The sequence below is a fragment of the Candidatus Pelagibacter sp. Uisw_094 genome (assembly GCF_047729535.1).
In the GTDB taxonomy this organism is placed as follows: Bacteria; Pseudomonadota; Alphaproteobacteria; order Pelagibacterales; family Pelagibacteraceae; genus Pelagibacter.
This window is the reverse complement of sequence record NZ_CP159823.1, coordinates 874,210-892,429: the sequence shown is the minus strand read 5'-3', so window position 1 is coordinate 892,429 and position 18,220 is coordinate 874,210. Positions and strand designations below refer to the sequence as shown.

The following is an 18,220-nucleotide window of genomic DNA, read 5'->3' as shown; positions in this document are numbered from 1 at the left end:
AAAATATTTGTTGCCAAAAATTGTGCTGGTGATAATTTTTTTTAATGTCTAAAGATCCTAAAAATCTTGAACTTTCAAAGATCTTAGATTTAGAGAAAATTAGAGTGGTTGGGAACCCCATCGAGAAAGCTCATGGATTACCAAACGAGTGCTACACTAGCTCTGATTATCTAGCGATCGAAAGAGAGAGGATTTTCAAGGATAAATGGACAGTGATTGGTGTTGGAAGTTCTGTGCCAAATGTAGGAGACGCTCAACCTTATAACTTACTAGGTATCCCTCTTATTATTCTAAGAGACAAAGGGAAAAAAATAAGAGTATTTCATAATGTTTGCAGCCATAGAGGCTTCAAGCTTTTAGATGAGCCTTGTTCTTTAAAAAATGTCTTAAGATGTCCGTATCACTCCTGGTCCTACGATTTTGATGGAAAATTAGTTGCAACACCTCATATTGGAGGCTTGAATGTTCATGAGACAGAAAAATTCGATAAATCATCAAGTAATTTGAAGGAAGTTAGAACCAAAGTTTGGATGGACATAATATTTATCAATATAAATGGTAATGAATTAGAGTTTGATGAGTATATCAAGCCTCTTGAGGAAAGATGGTCAAAATTCATATCTAAGAAAGATCAAAAATTACTTAAGCACTCAAAAGATCATGGGTATTTCAGTCTTGATGTTAAATGTAATTGGAAGTTTGCAATAGAGAATTATTGTGAAAGTTATCATTTGCCTTGGATTCATCCTGAATTAAATAAAGTTTCAAATATTAGCGACCATTACCATATTCAAGGTTTACCAAATAGATTTGCTGGCCAAGGTACAAATAAATACGATCAACCCATTAAAGGAAATCAAACTTTTAATAATTTTTCAAATTGGCCAACAGAACTGTCAAAAAAAGCTGAGTATATTGCTTTATTTCCAAATGTAATGATTGGTCTTCATAGGGATCATTTTTATGTTTTTTGGTTAGAACCTAAGTCTATTAGTGAAACTAAAGAACATTTAACGATGTATTATGTAGGTGATGATAGTGCGAATGGAACTGAGTTTACTGAGATGAGAAAAAAAAATGCAGAATTTTGGAAAGAAGTTATGTCAGAAGATATAAAAGCCATAGAAGGCATGCAGGAAGGTAGAAATTCACCAGCATATAATGGTGGAAATTTTTCACCAATAATGGATAACCCTACACATGAATTTCATAAATGGATTGCAACAAACTTAATTTAAAATGAAAATAATATTAATTATGGGTCTTCCAGGATCTGGCAAAACAACTTTAGCAAATGAAATTGCCCCATCACTAAATGCTAAAAGACTTAATGCTGATGAAGTTAGAAAAGAAGCTAATGATTGGGATTTTTCAGAAGAAGGTAGAATAAGACAAGCCAAAAGAATGGCAGATTTTGCAAAAAAATTAAAAGATGATGGAAATTATGTTATTGCAGACTTTGTTTGCCCAACGCCTGAAGCAAGAAGTTTATTTCCTGCAGATTATATAGTTTGGGTAAATACAATAAAAGAGGGACGTTTTGATGATACTAACAAGATGTTTGTTAAACCTGAAAAATTTGACTGTCAGGTTACAACTCAAGATGCTAAACATTGGGCACCAATAATAGTAAAGGAGATAAAATAATGACTTACGAATGGGATAATAAAAAACCGACAGCACAAATGCTTGGCAGATGGCAACCATTTCATGATGGTCACTATGCTTTATTTCAAGAAATTGTTAAAAAAACGGGTCAAGTTTGTATTCAAATAAGAGATGTTCAGGGTGTTGACGATAATCCATTTGATTTTGATACAGTTAAAAAGAATATTGAAGAAAAATTAAACCCAGAATTTGAAGGCAGATTTAAAGTAATGATGGTTCCTAATATTACTAATATTTGTTACGGAAGAGGGGTTGGTTACAAAATAGAAGAAGTTGTTCTATCAGAAGAAATTCAACAAATCTCTGCAACAAAAATTAGAGCCAAAATGAGAGAAGATGGCAAACTTAAGTAATATTAAAGTTAAACTTTTAAATAAAGATATTGCTTCAATCATCATTAATGAGCCAAAAACATATAACGCACTTTCATTTAAAAATTTAGAAGATTTAATTAAAGCCTTTAAAAAACTAGATGAAGACAAAAATATTAAGGTAATAATTATTGAAGGGTCTGGAAAAGGTTTTAGTGCGGGTCATAATTTAAAAGAAGTAAGTGGATTAAAGAAAAGAGAAAAATATCAAAAACTTTTCAATCTTTGCTCAAAGTTAATGCTTCAAATAGTTGAAGGAAAAAAGCCAGTTATTGCAAAAGTTCATGGGGCAGCATTTGCTGCAGGATGTCAATTAGTTGCGAGTTGTGATCTAGCTTATAGTGCTAGTGATGCAATATTTGCGACACCAGGAGTAAATATAGGCTTATTTTGTAGTACACCGATGGTAGCTGTTAGCAGAAAAGTTAATAGAAAAAGAATGATGCATATGCTGTTAACGGGAGATCCTATTAAAGCAAATTATGCAAAAGAAATTGGACTAATTAATAATCATTTTTCTAAATCAAAATTAAACAATGAAGTGTTAAAAGTTGCCAAAACTATTGCTTCAAAATCAAGTCTTACAATTAAAATTGGAAAGCAAACTTTTTATAATCAGTTAGAAATGCCATTAAGAAAAGCTTACACGTACACAAGTAAAATGATGACTAAAAATATGATGGCTATGGATGCTAAAGAGGGGATTTCTGCGTTTTTAGAAAAAAGAAAACCCAAGTGGAAGCATAAGTAGTGAGCGATAAAATAAAAGAAATTCTTTCAAAGTATAAAACAATAGCGATGGTGGGTGTTAGTAAGGATGATAAGAAACCATCAACGATAGTCATGAAGTACATGCAAAAGTACGGCTTTAAAGTTATTCCAGTTAATCCAAGTGCAAAAGGTCAAAAGATTTTAGGAGAAGAGGTTTTTGAAAAACTTGAAGATATTAAAACTCCCATTGATATTGTGGATGTGTTTAGACCATCAGCAGAGGCTAACAAGTATGCAGAAGAGAGTGTTAAAATTGGAGCTAAAGTTCTTTGGTTACAACTTGGAATTAAAAGTATTGATGCTAAAGAATTAGTAGAGAGTAATAATATTGAATATATTGAAAATAGATGCACGAAAATGGAATATCAAAAGCTTTTTTTAAATATAAACCCAGCTTTTCCAGTGTTACAAAGTTAAATGAATATAGTTAACTTTACTCCAATCTATGCATTTCTAGGTGGCTCCTTAATTGGCTTAGCTGTAGTTATTTTCTTTGTATTTAATGGTCGACTAATTGGGATAAGTGGAATTGCTAGTAATTTTTTAACTTCAAAAAATAATAGATTTGATAATTTTTTATTTATAGCAGGGTTAATAATTGGCCCTATTTTATATAAATTTTTTACATCTCAAGAAATTAATATTTCAATTTCAAACTCATTTTATTTATTAGCAGTAGCAGGTTTATTGGTTGGTGTTGGCACAAGAATTGGTGGGGGGTGTACTAGTGGTCATGGAATTAGTGGAATGGGCAGATTTTCTTTAAGGTCGATTATTGCAACAATAACCTTCATGATTGTTGGAATTTTAACTGTTTTGGTAAAAAACTTAGTATGAGTAAAATTATATCTTTAGTTTGTGGGATAATATTTGGAATTGGTCTTACTGTTTCAGAAATGATTGATCCTGCTAAAGTTTTAGGTTTCTTAAATATTTTTGGAGATTGGGACCCATCTTTAGTATTTGTGATGATCGGAGCCCTAATTATATCTTCTCCATTTTTTCACTTATTTAAAAATAATAAAAAACCTATTTTTGCTAAAAGCTTTAATTACACAACTAATAAAGAGATAAATAAAAAGTTAATTATTGGCTCTTCACTTTTTGGAGCAGGATGGGGTTTGGCAGGTTTATGTCCTGGACCTGCGATAGCATCTTTAGCTTTATTAAATATTAATTCAGCTGTATTTGTAGTTACAATGTTTGTTGGGTTTTATTTAGCTAAATTGTCAGAACCGACTACCCATGCTCGATGATAAAAATCATCTATATTTTTTTGAATTAACCCTTGGGCAATTTGGGTAGCTTCTTGCTCTTCAAAAGGACCATATTTTTTTTTAGTATTCTTTAGTATTGTTTCAATCTCGTTAGGGTTGGTATGCTCACCTTCAATTACATAAAAATTTTTCATGGCTTTCTTATAGAACTAGTTTAAAAATACACAAATGAAAAAAATATTTCTTTTATACGGTCATTATAACGAAAAATCTTTTAACGCTGCTATTAGAGATACATTTATAAAAACGGTTGAAGCAAACGGTCATTCAGTTGATTGCGTAGACCTATATAAGGAAAAATTTAACCCTGTTTTTGCAGGTGAACAAGCTGGTGAAGATGTTCTAGATCATCGTAGACGTATTGAGAAGTGTGATACCATTGTTCTAATTGCACCTATTTGGAACTTTAGAATGCCAGCAATTGTGGAGGGATGGATAGATAAAGTTTTGTCACCACCATGGGCATTTACATTTAAAAAATTAGTTGGAAATTATGGTTATCCAATGGGAAATTTAAAAGATAAAAAAGCTATAATTTTTTGTACTTATGGATCACCAAGGCTTGCTATTACAACCTTCTTTTTAAACCTGCCTATAAGAAGATTAAAAAGAGGGGTATTTCACATGTGTGGCATTTATAATATTGTTTACAGAAGATATTTTGCTGTACCGTTTGTTAGTGATAAAAAAAGAGAACAATTTTTGGAAGACGTCAGAACAACTGCACAAAATATATAAAGTAATTTTAATTACTTTATTTTTAACATCTCCATCATTTGCTGAATTAGTTAAGCCTAATAATGGGATTGAACCTTATCAAGTTGTCAAAATCCAATTAAGAAGTTTAAAACAGAATGATAATCCAAAAAAAGATAATGGAATTGAGCAGACTTGGGAATTTGCACACCCAAATAATCAAAAAAATACAGGTCCTTTAGATCGATTTAAAAAGATGATAAAAGGAAAGTCTTATGTGATGCTTCTTAATCACTTGGACCATAAGGTTGTGGAGATAAAATCTGATGATTTAACTGCTCTTTTTGAAGTAACAGTTCTTGATAGAGATAAGGTCTATTATAAATTCAACTGGTCAGTTGAAAAATATACAAAAAATGGTCCCCTCAAGGACTGTTGGCTGACCACAATGGTCTCCGCACCAATGCCTCTTGGATCTTCAGTTTAAGCTAATAACTAAACGAATTTTGTTTCGTTAATAATAAAAAAATAGTAGGAATCGGATTAATGAAATCTAAAGCTAAAGTTGTTGTAGTTGGTGGTGGTGTAGTAGGGGTTAGTGCTCTTTATCACTTGGCAAAAAAAGGTTTGTCTGATGTTGTTCTTGTCGAGAGAAAAGAATTAACTTCAGGATCAACTTGGCACGCAGCAGGTCTGCTTCCATTATTTAATATGAGTTATTCAGTTGGACAGCTTCATAAGTATGCAGTTGATCTTTACAAAAAATTAGAAGAAGAGACAGGACAAAATGTTGGCTTCAGTGTTGTCTCAAATATTCGTTTAGCAAGCACTAAAGATAGGATGGATGAGTATCATCAATATGCAGGAGTGGCACAAACTATAGGTGTTGATGTAAAATTTTTAACTCCAGATCAGGTAAAAGAAATTTGGCCTTTATGTCGTACGGATGATTTACTTGGAGCAATCCAACATCCAGAGGATGGATATATTCAACCTGCTGATTTAACCCAAGCAATGGCTACGGGTGCAAGAAATATGGGTGCAGAGATTTATAGAAACACGTCTGTAGTTGGAATTAAACAAACTAAAGATGGATGGACTGTTGAAACTGACAAAGGAGCCATTGAATGTGAACATGTAATTTCTTGTTCAGGAAACTTTGCAAGACAAACTGGAAAAATGGTTGGTTTAGATATTCCTGCCATACCTGTTGAGCATCAATATATTGTGACAGAAGCACACCCAGATATTTTAAAAAGAAAAAAAGAAGGCTTACCAGAGATGGGAGTTTTAAGAGATAGTGATAGTAGATGGTACATGAGAGAAGAAGCAGGTGGTTTAATATTAGGACCCTATGAGGATGGTGCTCCAGCTTGTTATGTTGATGGACCATCAAAAGATTCTGAGTATGAATTATTTCAAGAAGATTTAGATAGACTTGCTCCACATATAGAAGGCGCAATTCATCGTGTTCCAGCCTTTGGAGAAGTGGGTGTAAAAAAAGTTTATAACGGAGCAATTTGTTACACACCTGATGGAAACCCAATCGTAGGACCGGCGTGGGGACTTAAAAATTTTTGGATAAATGAAGGACATAGTTTTGGTATTACTGCAGCAGGTGGTGCAGGATGGCAACTTGCTGAATGGATTGTAGATGGAGAACCAACGGTTGATATGCTTGGCGTTGACCCAAGAAGATTTGGTGATTATGCAACAAAATCTTATTTAAAAGAAAAAAATGAAGAAGCTTACAACCATGTATTTAAAGTTCATTATCCAGACGAAGAAAGAGGTGCTGCTAGAGAATTAAGAACATCACCTTGCTATGATAGAATGAAAGCATTAGGTGCTGTTTTTGGGCAAAAATTTGGTTGGGAAAGACCTAATTTCTTTGCAGTAGATGGAATGGAACAAAAAGATGATTGGTCTTTTAGAAGATCCAAGTGGTTTGAAGCAATAAAAAAAGAATGTAAAAATGTAAAAGAAAATGTGGGTCTTTTAGATATGACTGCATTTGCAAAATGTAGAATTAAAGGATCTGGTGCTGAAGAATTTTTAGATTATTTAGTAGCAAACAAACTTCCAAAAAAAATAGGAAGAATTGGTTTATGTCACGCCCTTAATACTAAAGGAGGAGTGCATTCTGAATTTACAATAATGAGAGAAGCTCCAGGCAGTTTCTATTTAGTTTCTGCAGGAGCGAACCAAAGATTAGACCATGACTGGATTCAAAAATGGATGCCAAATGATGGGACAGTTCAATTTGAAAATCTAACTAATAGTATGGGTGTGCTAGTTGTGTCTGGTCCAAAGGCTAGAGAATTAATGACAAGAGTTTCCAGCGATGATTTTTCTGGTGAAAACTTTAAATGGTTGAGTGCTAAAAATGTGAATGTTGGAAATGCGCCAGTGAATGCTATGAGAGTAAACTTTGTTGGTGAATTAGGTTGGGAACTTCATCATCCAATTGAATACCAAAACCATATATTTGATAAATTAATGGAAGCTGGAAAAGATTTAGGTCTTAAGCCTTATGGAATTAGAGCAATGAATAGTTTAAGACTTGAAAAATCTTATAAACTTGTTGGGACAGAATTATCAATTGAATATTCACCTTACGAATCTGGACTAGATAGATTTATACATCCTAATAAAGGAAACTTTATTGGCTTAGAAGCACTTAATAAGTGGAGAGAAAAAGGTTTTAAAAATAAACTGGTTACTATGGAAATTCACAATGTTGAAGATGCAGATGTATTGGGAAATAATCCAATTTATGAAAACAATAAAGTTGTTGGACGTGCAACAGGAGGAGATTTTGGATTTAGACTGGGTAAATCTATTGCATTAGGAATGGTGAACCCTGATGTTGCGACAACTGGTCAAAAATTGAAAATTGATATTTTAGGAAAAATGTACGATGCTACTATATTAGACGAGAGTCCTTACGATCCTGAAAATAATTTATTGAGAGCATAATGAAAATATTAGTCGCTGTTAAAAGAGTAATTGATTACAACGTTCAAGTCAGAGTTAAAGAGGATGGAACTGGTGTTGTTACTGATAATGTAAAAATGTCGAGCAATCCACCCGATGATAATGCGATTGAGGAAGCTGTAAAAATTAAAGAAGCAGGTAAGGCAACAGAAATTATTGCAATTACAGTCGGTGAGGAAAAATCACAAGAAACTGTTAGAAAAGCTTTGGCAGTTGGTGCTGATAGAGGAATTTTAATCAAAACTGAAGGAATTGTTGAGCCATTAGCCGTAGCAAAAGCACTACAAAAAATTGTTGAAAAAGAAAAACCTGATCTAGTTTTTATGGGTAAACAAGCAATTGATGATGACTGTAATCAAACAGGTCAAATGTTAAGTGCTTTATTGAATTGGCCTCAAGCAACATTTGCATCAAAAATTGAAATAAAAGACAGAACTTTAGAAGTAACAAGGGAAATTGACGAAGGATTAGAAACAATTGAAGTTAATCTACCAGCTATTGTGACATGTGATTTAAGATTAAATGAGCCACGTTATGCTTCACTACCAAATATTATGAAATCGAAAAAAAAACCTTTGGAAATTTTAACAGCTGCTGACTTAGGAGTTGATACCACACCTAGGGTTCAACAAATTATAGTAGAAGAACCACCAAAAAGAAAAGCAGGAATTAAAGTTGCAAGTGTTGCCGAGTTAGTTAGTAAACTTAAAAATGAGGCAAAGGTAATATAATGTCAGTTTTATTAATAGCAGAGCATAATAATAAAGAAGTAAGACCTTTTACATTAAACGCAATTACTGCAGCATCACAAATGGATGGAGATGTACATGTCCTATTAATTGGAAATAATTGTGGAGATGTTGCTAAATCATTATCTGAAATGCCAGCTGTTAAAAAAGTATTACATGCTGAAGCTCCTCACTATGAAAACTATTTAGCAGAAAACTTTGCACCACTAGTTGTAAAAGTTTCAGAAAATTATTCTCATATTGTAAGTTCTGCAAATACATTTGGTAAAAATTTAATGCCAAGAATAGCAGCAAACTTAGATATATCTCAAGTAAGTGATATTACTAAAGTGATATCAGCTGATACATTCATAAGACCTATTTATGCGGGTAATGCATTTGCTACAGTAAAAAGTACTGATGCAAAAAAATGTATAACAATTAGACCAACATCTTTTGAACCTTGTGAAACTTCTGGTGGCTCTGCCCCAATAGAAAAAATTGAAGCTACTGAAGAGTTTACATTATCAAAATTTATTAAAAGAGAAGAAGTTAAGTCAGACAGACCTGAACTTGGTACTGCCAGAATTGTAGTTTCTGGTGGAAGAGGAATGCAAAATGGAGAGAATTTTAAATTAATAACTGATATTGCAGATAAGCTTAATGCTGCGATTGGTGCATCACGTGCAGCAGTCGATGCGGGTTATATTAGTAATGAACACCAAGTTGGTCAAACTGGTAAAGTCGTTGTACCTGATTTATATATTGCAGTTGGAATTTCTGGAGCAATTCAGCATTTAGCTGGAATGAAAGAAAGCAAAATTATCGTTGCTATAAATAAAGATGGTGAAGCACCAATATTTAGTGTCGCAGATTATGGTCTGGAAGCAGACTTATTTGAGGCGTTACCTCAATTCTTAGAAGAATTGAATAAATTAAATAGTATACAAAAATAATCAGTACTGTAAAAATTCAAGATATGCCTAGAGAAGCAATGGATTATGATGTGGTAATCGTTGGGGGTGGTCCTTCAGGACTATCTACGGCAATTAAACTTAAGCAATTAGATCCAGAATTAAATGTATGTTTACTTGAAAAAGCCTCAGAGATTGGTGCGCATATTTTAAGTGGTAATGTGTTTGAAACTAGAGCTTTAGATGAGTTATTACCAAACTGGAAAGAACTTAATTCACCTATAAAAACTAAGGTTTCTAAAGAAAAATTCTTATTTTTAGGAAAATCAAAATCATTAAGCTGGCCTACTTGGCTATTGCCTTCAGTTCAACAAAATCACAATAATTACATAATCAGTTTAGCAAACCTATGTAGATGGTTAGCAGAACAAGCAGAAACTTTAGGTGTTGAAATATTTCCAGGATTTCCCGCAAGTGAAATTTTATATAATGATGATGGATCAGTTAAGGGAGTTGCAACTCAAGATATGGGTGTTGATAAAAATGGGAATAAAAAAGATGGCTTTGAACCAGGCATAGAGCTTTTAGGAAAAGTTACCGTTTTTGCTGAAGGATGCAGGGGACATCTTGGAAAACAATTAATAGAAAAATATAATTTATCAGAAGGTAAAGATCCTCAACAATATGGAATTGGATTTAAAGAAATTTGGGAAATTAGTGAACAAAATCATGAAGAGGGAATGGTAATGCATACGGCAGGTTGGCCACTTGATAATAATACTTATGGTGGAAGCTTTATTTACCATGCAGAAAACAAGCAAGTTTTTTTAGGTTATGTAATTGGTCTTGATTACAAAAACCCACATCTTTCACCGTTTGATGAATTTCAAAGATTTAAAACTCATCCTGCAATTAAAAAAATAATTGAAGGTGGAAAACGTATTTCTTATGGTGCACGTGCTTTAATTGAAGGCGGAATTCAAAGTTTACCTAAAATGTTTATGCCTGGTGCTTTATTAATTGGTTGTGATGCAGGAACTTTAAATATGCCTAAGATTAAAGGATCACACACTGCAATGAAAAGTGGAATGATTGCTGCAGAAACAATAAATGAACATTTAAAAGAAAAACAAGATTTATCAATTTATGAAGATAAATTTAAAAAAAGTTGGGTTTATGAAGAACTGCATACTGCCCGAAATGTTAAACCAAGTTTTAGCTGGGGTTTAATTCTTGGAATAATATATACTGGAATTGATCAAATATTATTTAGAGGAAAATTACCTTTTACCTTAAGACACAAGCATGCTGATCATGAAACTTTAAAACCAGCAAGTGAAATGCCAAAAATTGATTATCCTAAGCCAGATAATGTTATTACATTTGATAAAACAAGTTCAGTTTATTTAACAGGAACTAATCATACCGATAATCAACCTGTACATTTACAGCTGAAAGATCCAAACTTACCGATAAGTTATACATTAGAAAAATTTGACGAACCTGCACAAAGATATTGTCCTGCAGGCGTTTATGAAGTTCAAAATGAAAATGGTGTAAATAAATTTGTTATAAACTCACAAAATTGTATTCATTGTAAAACTTGTGATATTAAAGAACCTTCTCAAAACATTACTTGGGTTACACCTGAAGGAAGTGGTGGGCCTAAGTATGGAAATATGTAGCTAAAAAGATAAAATAAGACCAACAACAAAAATCAGAGAGAGCGTTAATCCAACAAAAACTAGGTTTGTTAAATTTTCTTTTTCTTTTTCTTTTCTAGCTCTATTTAGAAGAATATTTATATCCACTCTTCCAGATGATGAAACTTCCTCACTCATTTCAAGGGTCTCTAAAGGAGGAAGATCATTAGCTTCTGTTGTAATTATTTTTTCAGTACTCATAGATATGAACAAATCATCTTTTATGAGAAATTAAAATAATCCAAATGTCCAAAATGGGTTAACTCTTACATATTGATTGTTCAAATTGGGTCTTTTAAAAATTATGAACGCTATACCAAGTATATCATCTCAAATTGATGAAAAAATAATCTTCAAAGTAATTGATAAACACTTTAGTAGATTAGCACCACATTATTACAAATGGATAAATAGTTGGCTGATTGGGGCCTACGAAAACTATGCAGATATAGATAAATATATAATTTTAATTTACATAATTAACAAAGACTTCATATTCTTTAGAAGAAATGGGTTAATAGTTGATTATGATACATTCTATAAGGATAAATCATTAGAAGTAGATAAAATTAATATCAGTGATATTTCAAAAGATCTTCAAATTCCAAAAGAGAGCGTAAGAAGAAAAGTTGAAGAACTAGAAAAAGCAGATGTCATTAAAAAAAAGGGTAAAAAAATTTTTATAACTAGAACAGCTTTTACTACATCTCAAGCAAATTTAACTTTAAAGAATATGACTACTGTATTGTATGAGTTTAATAAAATTCTTGAAGAAGAAAAAATTGTCAAGATAGCTTACCAATCTACAGAAATTTTAGATTTAATTAAAAAAAACTTTTCTTTTGTCTGGTATCAATTTTATAAGTTCTTATTCATTTTTACTAACAGATGGAGAAAAGAACTTGGAGACTTAGAAACTTTTACCATTGGAGTTATAGTTTTAATTAATGCAGCTGAGAATAGAATTTTTAGAGTAAAGGAATTTGATAGAAAAAAATATCAAATTTCAATTCAAGGGTCTGATGAAAGAGGAGTTAACGCAATGTCTCTTGCTGAGATAACAGGAATTCCAAGATCAACAGTTATTAGAAAATTAAAAAGTTTGATAAAAAAAGACCTTCTTCAAATTAATGAAAAGAATTTAATTACTATTAACATGAGGGGTGAAGGCTTTAAAATAGCTCAAAGATTACAAGATCAAAATATATTATCTTTAAGTAATTTTGTTTCTAGAACTTTTAATCAGTTGAAAATTATAAACTAATTAGATTTTCTTAAAATATAAATAAAGATAAAACCAGTTATATACATCAATAGTGCATACGCACCTGTTGGAACTACATATGCAATATCATCAAAAATTAATGTTGCAACAAACACTGCTAAAGTCCCGTTTTGTAAACCACACTCTAATGCAATACATTTTTGTTGAGGAATTCCAGATACAAATTTTTTAGCAATAAAATAAGCTAACGTCATCATTACAACATTTAAAATTAAAACTGCAAAGCCTGCTTGTGCTAAATAAGTAAAAATATTATCTTTTTCTTCAACCCAAATTGCTGCAAAAACAACTACAAATAGCCAACCCGTTAATTTATTAATGATATTAATTTTTGACGAAATAAAGTTTTCTGCAAAACTTCTAATAATCATTCCAATAATTACAGGTACTGTAACAACTAGTGCCATTTTCAATGCAATACCAGTCATTGAAATATCAGTTAAAATAGTAACATCCAGTAAATTTGCCGATGTAATAACTATAAATGGAACTGATAAAACACTAAGTAAACTTACAACAGCGGTTAAGGTGATAGATAGCGCTACATCACCGTTTGCAAATTTTGTTAACACATTGGATGTCACTCCCCCTGGAGCTGCAGCTATTATCATTAAACCAATTGCAATTGGTGCTGATAAATTAAGTGCTATCGCTATACAGAAAGCAACTATTGGTAAAAGTATTAATTGACAAATAAATCCTACAAAAAAATCTTTTGGGTATTTTAATACTCTTGTGAAATCTTTAATTGAGAGGCCAAGTCCAAGTCCCAACATAATTATAGCTAAAATAATTGGAGCAATTTTTGTGACTATTTCCATAACAATAATTGTTAAAATTAATGTAAATTATTTTAAGCAATAATAGTATGTAATAAAAAAATAAGTAAGAGTTGTATTATCTATTTTATGAAAGATCTATTGCATGTTTCTTTAGATTTTCCATAGAAACTAGTTTTAAGGTTTTTTCATGTGTTCTTTTCAAATAAACAGGACAACCTTTGCCAGCATCAACAGCTCTTGCGTACCAACTAGCACAAACACACCAACCATCTCCAGCTTTTAGTCCTGGAAACCCAAACTCAGGATGAGGGGTTATTAAATCGTTGCCAGCTTCTTTACACCATTCTAAAAATTCTGTTGTTACCTTTGCACAAACCGTATGAACGCCGTGATCATTTTCATCAGTACTGCAACAACCATCACGGTGCCATCCTGTTAAAGGATCGTTAGAACATTCTTCTAGATCTTCACCTAGAACATTTTTTTGATTATCACTCATTATATTTTCGTAGGATTTGGTTGGCCTTTGTAAACAACTTCAGGGTCAAAAGATTTTTCTTTTTCTTCAAATTTCATTTCAACTTCTCTACCATTTTCAATTGGACCAAGTGGAATGGATCTATAAAAACATGATCGATAACCTACGTGACAGCTTGAACCATCACCAATATCTACAGTTAACCAGATTGAGTCTTGATCATCATCAATTCTAATTTCTTTTACTTTTTGAGTGAAGCCACTAGTTTTACCTTTGTGCCAAATTTGCTGTCTAGATCTACTAAAGTAATGAGCCTCTTTAGTTTCAATAGTTTTTTTAAAAGCCTCAACATTCATGTATCCATGCATCAAAACATCTTTAGTTTTTGAACACATTGTGATGACTGGAATTAACCCGTCATTATCAAATTTTGGTGAAAGGAGTTTTCCCTCTTCAATTTCGACTATATTTTCTCTTTTTTTAAACATATCTAGGTGATTATGTAGCATATTGAACAATATATTAAATATTTTAAAAACAAGGATTTACTGTATAAACTTGCCTTATGAAATTAGTTGAAGAAACAGATAGCAAGATTTTAGATACCAAAAAAGTTTCTGATAAAGAAGCTGAAGAGGCTTTTAAAACTATTTTAACTTGGATGGGTGAAGATCCTAGTAGAGAAGGATTATTAGAAACTCCAAAAAGAGTTGTTAAAGCATACAAAGAATATTTTAATGGATACTCAGAAGACCCTAATAAAATTTTAGATAAAACTTTTGGAGATGTTGAAGGTTATGATGATATGGTTGTACAAAAAAATGTCTCTGTACAAAGTCATTGCGAACATCATATGGCTCCAATTATTGGAATTGCACATGTTGCATACATTCCAAACGAAAGAGTTGTGGGATTAAGCAAACTTGCTAGAGTTGTTGAAGTTTTTTCAAAAAGATTACAAACTCAAGAAAGACTTACAATGCAAATTGCTAAAACAATAATGGAATCTTTAGATGCAAAAGGTGTAGCAGTAACAATCGATTCAACTCATCAATGCATGACTATGAGAGGTATTAAGAAAGAAACTGCAACAACAGTTACAAATTATTTCTTAGGACAATTTAAAGAAGATCTTAGTATTCAAAATAGATACTTAAGATTTATTAGTAAGTAATTCTCGCAAGGAGGAAATAACATGTCAGATAATTTTAAAGCACTAGTTATTAATCAAGAGGGTGAAAATTTTACACGAGAAGTAAAATCAATAGATAAATCATTTTTAAAGCATGGTGATGTTACTGTTAAAGTAGATTATTCAGATTTAAACTATAAAGATGGAATGATTTTGAAAAATGGTGGTCGTCTTGTTAAAGAATTTCCACATATTCCAGGTATAGATTTCTCAGGTACCGTTCTTGAAAGTGAAAATAAAAAATTTAAAACTGGTGATGAAATAATTTTGACTGGATGGAGAGTTGGAGAAGCTTTTTTTGGTGGATACTCTCAGATTGCAAAAGTTAATGCTGATTTTTTAGTTAAGAGACCTTCAAACCTAACTAGTAAACAGGCTATGATGTTGGGAACAGCTGGTTTTACATCTTTAATGAGTGCTTTTGCTATTCAAGCTAGAGAAGAAATTTTATTAGGCGATAAAGTAAATGATGTATTAGTTACTGGAGCTACTGGTGGGGTAGGAAGTGTAGCGGTAATGGCTCTTACTAAATTAGGATACAATGTAACAGCTGTTACAGGAAAAGATTCTAAAACAGATTATTTAAAATCGTTAGGAGCAAAAAATGTTGTTAATAGAGCTGATTTTGACAAAGATCCAAGACCTATTGATAAAGGATTGTGGGATGGTGTTGTTGATACTGTAGGAGGTAAAATTTTAGCCAACGCAATAGCTCAAACTAGATCAAATGGAATTATAGCTGTTTGTGGTAATGCAAATAGTAATGAACTAAATACAAATTTATTACCATTCATGCTAAGGGGAATTAAAGTTTGGGGAATGGATTCAGCAAATTGTAGTATTAAAAGAAGAGAATTTATTTGGGCAGAAGCAGCAAAGCTTGTTGATTTTGAAGTTCTTGAAAAATCAATCTTAACTGTAAGTTTAGACGAATTATTAGAAACATATCCAAAAATTTTAAAGGGTGAAATTTCAGGAAGAGTTTTGGTAGATTTAAATAAATAGATGGATTGGGATAAATTAAAAATATTCCATGCAGTTGCAGAAGCAGGCAGCTTTACTAACGCAACAATAAACTTAAATTTAAGTCAATCTGCAATAAGTAGACAAATTCAATCATTAGAACTGGATCTTAAAGTACAACTCTTCGAGAGACACGCAAGAGGTCTTACTTTAACTGAGAATGGTGAATATTTATTTAAGACAGCTCACGATGTAATTAGTAAATTAAAAGAAGTTGAGTCGACACTTGGAGATCAAAAAAATAAACCAACTGGAAAATTAACTATTACAACAGTAAGAAGTTTTGGTACTCACTGGCTAACACCTCGTATTCAAGAGTTTATGACTTTAAATCCAGAAATTGAAATTGAATTAATTTTTGATGATAAAGAATTAGACTTAAGTACAAGACAAGCAGATATAGGTATTTTTATGAGAAGACCTAAGCAGCTTAATTATATTCAAAAAAAATTAGTAGATATTAAATATTATATTTATGGATCTAATAAGTATTTAGAAAAATATGGAATGCCAAAAACAATCACAGACCTAAATAAACATAAATTTATTTCTTTTGGTAAAGGAGCACCATCTCCAGTCTATGATCCAGATTGGGCTTTAAAACTTGGAATTAAAGATGCTAAAAAAAGAAAACCAGTAATGAAAGTTAATAGTGTCATGGGTTTACTTTTAGCCGTTGAAGCTGGTGTAGGTCTAGCAGCGCTTCCTGAATATTTAGTTTCAAATTCAAACAATGTAATAAAAGTACTTCCTAATTCAGAAGGGCCCATAACAGAGGCTCACTTTGTCTACCCTCAATCACTTAAGAATACTGCAAGAATTACTGCTTTTAGGAACTTTTTGTTTAGTAAAATCGGTGATTGGAAGTCTTAGTTAATTAGAATTATCATTAACATAAACTGAAACACCTCTAGAATTAATATCCACATCAAATTTTTTATGTAAAGGTGGAAAAGCTCTTTGTGGACAATCCAATCTATCACAAGTTCTGCAAGATACACCGATAGGTATTTCAGTTGTTTTGTCACTAACATTAATGTTTTCAGTGTACACAAAATCTTTTGCGTATTTTGCATCACAACCAAGACCAATTGATAATATACTTTTTGATTGACCAAAACGTCCTACACCTTTTTCAACTGTTCTTGCAATACAAACATATTTTTCACCATTGGTCATTTTACTAACAGCTGCTTGAATTACACCAGGTCGCGTGAATGCTGAATAAACATTCCATCTAGGACATGCACCGCCATATCTTGGTATATCAATTCCTGATAATGAAAATCTTTTTGAGATATTTCCTGCCATGTCAACTCTTAGCATGTGAAAAGGAATTCCAGGTAATTTTGGATCTTGTAAGCATGTTACACGGTGAGCAACTTGTTCAAAGGAAGTTGCAAATGTATTTTGTAATAACTCTAAGTCATATTTTAATTTTTTACATTCAGCATGAAAAGGTTTGTAGGGCATTAAAATTGCAGCACCACAATAATTTAATAAAGCAACCTTAGTTAACTTTTCAGACTCTTCTGAAGGAAAAGAAAATTTTGACAGGTAATTATCAATATCTTTCATTGCACCTTCTTGTGCAATTTGAGCTGCTGCATGAAGTTTTTTTGTTTCCAATGAACTATAATCACTTAATAGAAGTTCTTTTTTATTTTTATTATAGATTTTAGAAAATGGCTTTCCTTCTTCTGGTAAAATATCTTTAACTGTAATTGAATATTCTTTATTTAAATATTCACATAAGGCAATATATCTTGTCCTATTATTTTTTTGAATTTTATCAAAAACTTTATTTGCAAACTCTTCTAATTTTGGAAAATAGTTTTTATGTTCTTGAAGAAAGTCAGATATTACCTCACCAGGAAAAGAGTTTTTTCTATTATCAACTATTTTTCCTGAAATTTTTTCTATTTTATTAATTAGTTCGTGATCTTTCTTTTTAAGAATATCTCCCAACCTAACAAGGGCCCTACCTATCTTTGGGTTTGTTCCGACAAGGTCTTTAACTTCAGGACCAAGAATATCTAGGTCTTCAAATAATTTATCATCTAGAATTTCTGAAATAGTATTTTCTAAATTAACATCTGATTTTGATGTTAAGTCTGAGAGTTGGATATTTAATTTTTCACAAACCTTAAGTAATAAATCTCCATCTATTTTTCTTTTTCCACTTTCAATTAAGTTTAAATAGCTTGGAGAAATACCTAGTTCTTCTGAAAGTTTGTTAGCTTGCAGTCCTAACTGTCTTCTAAAAGCCTTTATTTTTGGACCAATTTTTAAATCAATTTGACTCATAAGCTCTATTTGTAAATTTTGTAAATTT

Annotated in this window: 23 protein-coding genes; 17 read left to right on the top strand and 6 right to left on the bottom strand. The window is 31.7% G+C overall.

The features are described from left to right. The first annotated feature begins 44 nt into the window (after positions 1 to 44). From ABXT72_RS04960 to ABXT72_RS04930, 7 genes are read left to right on the top strand one after another with little or no spacing between them, the layout of a single operon-like run. Complete coding sequence (locus ABXT72_RS04960) at positions 45 to 1,238, top strand: aromatic ring-hydroxylating oxygenase subunit alpha (protein ID WP_415277859.1); 1,194 nt, start codon at positions 45 to 47, stop codon at positions 1,236 to 1,238. A gap of 1 nt (position 1,239) precedes the next feature. Further along, positions 1,240 to 1,647, top strand: coding sequence for an adenylyl-sulfate kinase (locus ABXT72_RS04955; RefSeq protein WP_271525845.1), 408 nt, complete (start codon positions 1,240 to 1,242; stop codon positions 1,645 to 1,647). After that, positions 1,647 to 2,021, top strand: coding sequence for a cytidyltransferase (locus ABXT72_RS04950; protein ID WP_415277858.1), 375 nt, complete (start codon positions 1,647 to 1,649; stop codon positions 2,019 to 2,021). Before ABXT72_RS04955 ends, ABXT72_RS04950 begins: the two co-directional genes overlap by 1 nt. Beyond that, complete coding sequence (locus tag ABXT72_RS04945; protein ID WP_415277857.1) at positions 2,005 to 2,790, top strand: enoyl-CoA hydratase; 786 nt, start codon at positions 2,005 to 2,007, stop codon at positions 2,788 to 2,790. The genes ABXT72_RS04950 and ABXT72_RS04945 overlap by 17 nt, the downstream gene beginning before the upstream one ends. Then, positions 2,790 to 3,227: a CoA-binding protein gene (locus tag ABXT72_RS04940; RefSeq protein ID WP_415277856.1), complete on the top strand. Its 438-nt coding sequence runs from the start codon at positions 2,790 to 2,792 to the stop codon at positions 3,225 to 3,227. Before ABXT72_RS04945 ends, ABXT72_RS04940 begins: the two co-directional genes overlap by 1 nt. Then, a complete protein-coding gene (locus tag ABXT72_RS04935; RefSeq protein WP_415277855.1) occupies positions 3,228 to 3,647 on the top strand; it encodes a YeeE/YedE family protein in 420 nt (139 codons plus the stop codon). Beyond that, the gene (locus ABXT72_RS04930) at positions 3,644 to 4,066 is read left to right on the top strand and encodes a DUF6691 family protein (RefSeq protein ID WP_415277854.1); all 423 of its coding nucleotides are present in this window, start codon (positions 3,644 to 3,646) and stop codon (positions 4,064 to 4,066) included. Before ABXT72_RS04935 ends, ABXT72_RS04930 begins: the two co-directional genes overlap by 4 nt. Here ABXT72_RS04930 and ABXT72_RS04925 read toward each other — a convergent pair. Beyond that, entirely contained in the window at positions 4,024 to 4,221 is a 198-nt protein-coding gene (locus ABXT72_RS04925; protein ID WP_415277853.1) for a hypothetical protein, read from the bottom strand. The two genes, ABXT72_RS04930 and ABXT72_RS04925, sit on opposite strands and share 43 nt — an antisense overlap. 34 nt (positions 4,222 to 4,255) lie before the next feature. Here ABXT72_RS04925 and ABXT72_RS04920 point away from each other — a divergent pair, with 34 nt between their 5' ends. From ABXT72_RS04920 to ABXT72_RS04895, 6 genes are read left to right on the top strand one after another with little or no spacing between them, the layout of a single operon-like run. Next, entirely contained in the window at positions 4,256 to 4,825 is a 570-nt protein-coding gene (locus ABXT72_RS04920; protein ID WP_415277852.1) for an NAD(P)H-dependent oxidoreductase, read from the top strand. Continuing rightward, positions 4,767 to 5,270, top strand: a complete 504-nt coding sequence (locus tag ABXT72_RS04915; protein WP_415277851.1) for a DUF4864 domain-containing protein — start codon at positions 4,767 to 4,769, stop codon at positions 5,268 to 5,270. Before ABXT72_RS04920 ends, ABXT72_RS04915 begins: the two co-directional genes overlap by 59 nt. A 59-nt stretch (positions 5,271 to 5,329) precedes the next feature. Beyond that, positions 5,330 to 7,762 (top strand): GcvT family protein, encoded by a 2,433-nt coding sequence (locus tag ABXT72_RS04910; RefSeq protein WP_415277850.1) that lies wholly within the window; start codon positions 5,330 to 5,332, stop codon positions 7,760 to 7,762. Further along, a complete protein-coding gene (locus ABXT72_RS04905) occupies positions 7,762 to 8,511 on the top strand; it encodes an electron transfer flavoprotein subunit beta/FixA family protein (RefSeq protein WP_415277849.1) in 750 nt (249 codons plus the stop codon). Before ABXT72_RS04910 ends, ABXT72_RS04905 begins: the two co-directional genes overlap by 1 nt. Further along, positions 8,511 to 9,464, top strand: a complete 954-nt coding sequence (locus ABXT72_RS04900; protein ID WP_415277848.1) for an electron transfer flavoprotein subunit alpha/FixB family protein — start codon at positions 8,511 to 8,513, stop codon at positions 9,462 to 9,464. The genes ABXT72_RS04905 and ABXT72_RS04900 overlap by 1 nt, the downstream gene beginning before the upstream one ends. 23 nt (positions 9,465 to 9,487) lie before the next feature. Further along, a complete protein-coding gene (locus ABXT72_RS04895) occupies positions 9,488 to 11,107 on the top strand; it encodes an electron transfer flavoprotein-ubiquinone oxidoreductase (protein WP_415277847.1) in 1,620 nt (539 codons plus the stop codon). Here the strand turns inward: ABXT72_RS04895 and ABXT72_RS04890 are convergent, their stop codons facing one another. Further along, positions 11,108 to 11,326: a hypothetical protein gene (locus ABXT72_RS04890; RefSeq protein ID WP_415277846.1), complete on the bottom strand. Its 219-nt coding sequence runs from the start codon at positions 11,324 to 11,326 to the stop codon at positions 11,108 to 11,110. Positions 11,327 to 11,429: 103 nt separating this feature from the next. Between ABXT72_RS04890 and ABXT72_RS04885 the strand changes: the two genes are divergently transcribed. Further along, the gene (locus tag ABXT72_RS04885) at positions 11,430 to 12,389 is read left to right on the top strand and encodes a MarR family transcriptional regulator (RefSeq protein WP_415277845.1); all 960 of its coding nucleotides are present in this window, start codon (positions 11,430 to 11,432) and stop codon (positions 12,387 to 12,389) included. Here the strand turns inward: ABXT72_RS04885 and ABXT72_RS04880 are convergent. From ABXT72_RS04880 to hisI, 3 genes are all read right to left on the bottom strand, one after another. Continuing rightward, positions 12,386 to 13,231, bottom strand: a complete 846-nt coding sequence (locus tag ABXT72_RS04880; protein ID WP_415277844.1) for a bile acid:sodium symporter family protein — start codon at positions 13,229 to 13,231, stop codon at positions 12,386 to 12,388. The genes ABXT72_RS04885 and ABXT72_RS04880 overlap by 4 nt on opposite strands. An 85-nt stretch (positions 13,232 to 13,316) precedes the next feature. After that, positions 13,317 to 13,691, bottom strand: a complete 375-nt coding sequence (locus tag ABXT72_RS04875) for a DUF2237 domain-containing protein (protein ID WP_271520335.1) — start codon at positions 13,689 to 13,691, stop codon at positions 13,317 to 13,319. Next, positions 13,691 to 14,158, bottom strand: coding sequence for a phosphoribosyl-AMP cyclohydrolase (gene hisI, locus ABXT72_RS04870; protein ID WP_415277843.1), 468 nt, complete (start codon positions 14,156 to 14,158; stop codon positions 13,691 to 13,693). Before hisI ends, ABXT72_RS04875 begins: the two co-directional genes overlap by 1 nt. A 77-nt stretch (positions 14,159 to 14,235) precedes the next feature. Between hisI and folE the strand changes: the two genes are divergently transcribed. From folE to ABXT72_RS04855, 3 genes are read left to right on the top strand one after another with little or no spacing between them, the layout of a single operon-like run. Beyond that, positions 14,236 to 14,844 (top strand): GTP cyclohydrolase I FolE, encoded by a 609-nt coding sequence (gene folE, locus ABXT72_RS04865; protein ID WP_415277842.1) that lies wholly within the window; start codon positions 14,236 to 14,238, stop codon positions 14,842 to 14,844. Positions 14,845 to 14,865: 21 nt separating this feature from the next. Then, entirely contained in the window at positions 14,866 to 15,867 is a 1,002-nt protein-coding gene (locus ABXT72_RS04860; protein WP_415277841.1) for an MDR family oxidoreductase, read from the top strand. After that, positions 15,868 to 16,758 (top strand): LysR family transcriptional regulator, encoded by an 891-nt coding sequence (locus ABXT72_RS04855; RefSeq protein WP_415277840.1) that lies wholly within the window; start codon positions 15,868 to 15,870, stop codon positions 16,756 to 16,758. Here the strand turns inward: ABXT72_RS04855 and ABXT72_RS04850 are convergent, their stop codons facing one another. Next, a complete protein-coding gene (locus ABXT72_RS04850) occupies positions 16,759 to 18,192 on the bottom strand; it encodes a helix-turn-helix domain-containing protein (RefSeq protein ID WP_415277839.1) in 1,434 nt (477 codons plus the stop codon). Positions 18,193 to 18,220: the final 28 nt, after the last annotated feature.

Excerpts from the sequence above, each read along its gene's own strand:
- ABXT72_RS04960 (WP_415277859.1), top strand. The coding sequence starts at position 45 with ATGTCTAAAGATCCTAAAAATCTTGAACTTTCAAAGATCTTAGATTTA.
- ABXT72_RS04955 (WP_271525845.1), top strand. The coding sequence starts at position 1,240 with ATGAAAATAATATTAATTATGGGTCTTCCAGGATCTGGCAAAACAACT.
- ABXT72_RS04950 (WP_415277858.1), top strand. The coding sequence starts at position 1,647 with ATGACTTACGAATGGGATAATAAAAAACCGACAGCACAAATGCTTGGC.
- ABXT72_RS04945 (WP_415277857.1), top strand. The coding sequence starts at position 2,005 with ATGGCAAACTTAAGTAATATTAAAGTTAAACTTTTAAATAAAGATATT.
- ABXT72_RS04935 (WP_415277855.1), top strand. The coding sequence starts at position 3,228 with ATGAATATAGTTAACTTTACTCCAATCTATGCATTTCTAGGTGGCTCC.
- ABXT72_RS04930 (WP_415277854.1), top strand. The coding sequence starts at position 3,644 with ATGAGTAAAATTATATCTTTAGTTTGTGGGATAATATTTGGAATTGGT.
- ABXT72_RS04925 (WP_415277853.1), bottom strand. The coding sequence starts at position 4,221 with ATGAAAAATTTTTATGTAATTGAAGGTGAGCATACCAACCCTAACGAG.
- ABXT72_RS04920 (WP_415277852.1), top strand. The coding sequence starts at position 4,256 with ATGAAAAAAATATTTCTTTTATACGGTCATTATAACGAAAAATCTTTT.
- ABXT72_RS04910 (WP_415277850.1), top strand. The coding sequence starts at position 5,330 with ATGAAATCTAAAGCTAAAGTTGTTGTAGTTGGTGGTGGTGTAGTAGGG.
- ABXT72_RS04905 (WP_415277849.1), top strand. The coding sequence starts at position 7,762 with ATGAAAATATTAGTCGCTGTTAAAAGAGTAATTGATTACAACGTTCAA.
- ABXT72_RS04900 (WP_415277848.1), top strand. The coding sequence starts at position 8,511 with ATGTCAGTTTTATTAATAGCAGAGCATAATAATAAAGAAGTAAGACCT.
- ABXT72_RS04895 (WP_415277847.1), top strand. The coding sequence starts at position 9,488 with ATGCCTAGAGAAGCAATGGATTATGATGTGGTAATCGTTGGGGGTGGT.
- ABXT72_RS04890 (WP_415277846.1), bottom strand. The coding sequence starts at position 11,326 with ATGAGTACTGAAAAAATAATTACAACAGAAGCTAATGATCTTCCTCCT.
- ABXT72_RS04885 (WP_415277845.1), top strand. The coding sequence starts at position 11,430 with ATGAACGCTATACCAAGTATATCATCTCAAATTGATGAAAAAATAATC.
- ABXT72_RS04880 (WP_415277844.1), bottom strand. The coding sequence starts at position 13,231 with ATGGAAATAGTCACAAAAATTGCTCCAATTATTTTAGCTATAATTATG.
- ABXT72_RS04875 (WP_271520335.1), bottom strand. The coding sequence starts at position 13,691 with ATGAGTGATAATCAAAAAAATGTTCTAGGTGAAGATCTAGAAGAATGT.
- hisI (WP_415277843.1), bottom strand. The coding sequence starts at position 14,158 with ATGTTTAAAAAAAGAGAAAATATAGTCGAAATTGAAGAGGGAAAACTC.
- folE (WP_415277842.1), top strand. The coding sequence starts at position 14,236 with ATGAAATTAGTTGAAGAAACAGATAGCAAGATTTTAGATACCAAAAAA.
- ABXT72_RS04860 (WP_415277841.1), top strand. The coding sequence starts at position 14,866 with ATGTCAGATAATTTTAAAGCACTAGTTATTAATCAAGAGGGTGAAAAT.
- ABXT72_RS04855 (WP_415277840.1), top strand. The coding sequence starts at position 15,868 with ATGGATTGGGATAAATTAAAAATATTCCATGCAGTTGCAGAAGCAGGC.
- ABXT72_RS04850 (WP_415277839.1), bottom strand. The coding sequence starts at position 18,192 with ATGAGTCAAATTGATTTAAAAATTGGTCCAAAAATAAAGGCTTTTAGA.